This window comes from Protofrankia sp. Cr1 (genome assembly GCF_963555865.1).
Classification (GTDB): Bacteria; Actinomycetota; Actinomycetes; order Frankiales; family Frankiaceae; genus Protofrankia.
Genome location: NZ_CAUVXO010000090.1, coordinates 14,121 through 15,100, shown reverse-complemented (window position 1 = coordinate 15,100; position 980 = coordinate 14,121). Strand labels below are relative to the sequence as shown.

Below are 980 nucleotides of genomic sequence, written 5' to 3'. Positions count from 1 at the left end.
GCGATCTCGGCGATGTCGTCCTCCGGGTAGGGGACCACCAGGATGTGCGCACGGACGATCTCGGTCGGCCGGCCGGGTAGGGGACCGCCTATCCACGGGCCGTTGCGTCCCATGCCGCGCATCTTGTCGATACGCCCCATGAAGTACGGCAACCAGCCTGCACCGTGCTCGACGGATATGACCTTGAGCTGCGGAAATCGACCGAACAGATTGTCGTAGACGAGCGCGGACAGAGTATCCATGATCGCCCGGTCGCCATACAGGTTCATCCACTGCCAGGCGGACTGATCATACGGGCGCGGATTGGAGTCCTGGCCCCAATGCACGGCTTCACGCTCGTTGTAGCCGCAATCGGTGATGTGGTAGGCGACGCCCACGGCCGCTTCGTTGAGCCGTGCCCAGATCGGGTCGAAATACGGGTCTGCGGGCGAACGGCCGTAGGCCGGTCCGGTGCGCAACATCACGACTCGGGCGCCGCGTTCCAGCACCCATTCGGTTTGGCGAACCGCCTCGTCTCGGTCCCGGAACGAGATCGCGGGTGGGCAGAACAGCCGGCCGCCGTTCGCGAACCCCCAGGTCTCGAACAGCCACCGGTTGAAGGCGTTGAGGTTGGCGTACAGGACATCGGTGCGCCGGCAGAACGACTCGGCGAACAGCGCCAGCCCGGGAAAGACAAGCGCAGCCTCGACACCCTGGCGATCGAGGTCGGCCAGCCGGGCCTGCGGCTGCAGGTACTCAGGCCGGGGCTTCTGGTAGAAGCGCTCGTCGTCGGCGATCCCGGTCTTCATCGCGCGCAGCTTCTCGGCGAGCGTCCCCGGGACGTGCACCTGCTCGTACAGGTTGCCGTCGGTGAACGTCACAATCCGATCACCAGCCACGATCAGTTCGGTACCGGCGGCGTCGCGGACCGGTCGCAACGCCTCCGCACGAAATGCGGGGTCGATGTAGTCGGCGAACGCGTCACGCGGTTCGTACAGGTG

1 protein-coding gene is annotated in these 980 nt (G+C 65.8%); it reads right to left on the bottom strand.

Annotated elements, in window-relative coordinates:
- Positions 1–980 (bottom strand): amidohydrolase family protein (locus U9980_RS10220; protein WP_322767703.1); only part of this gene is annotated, 980 nt, incomplete at both ends.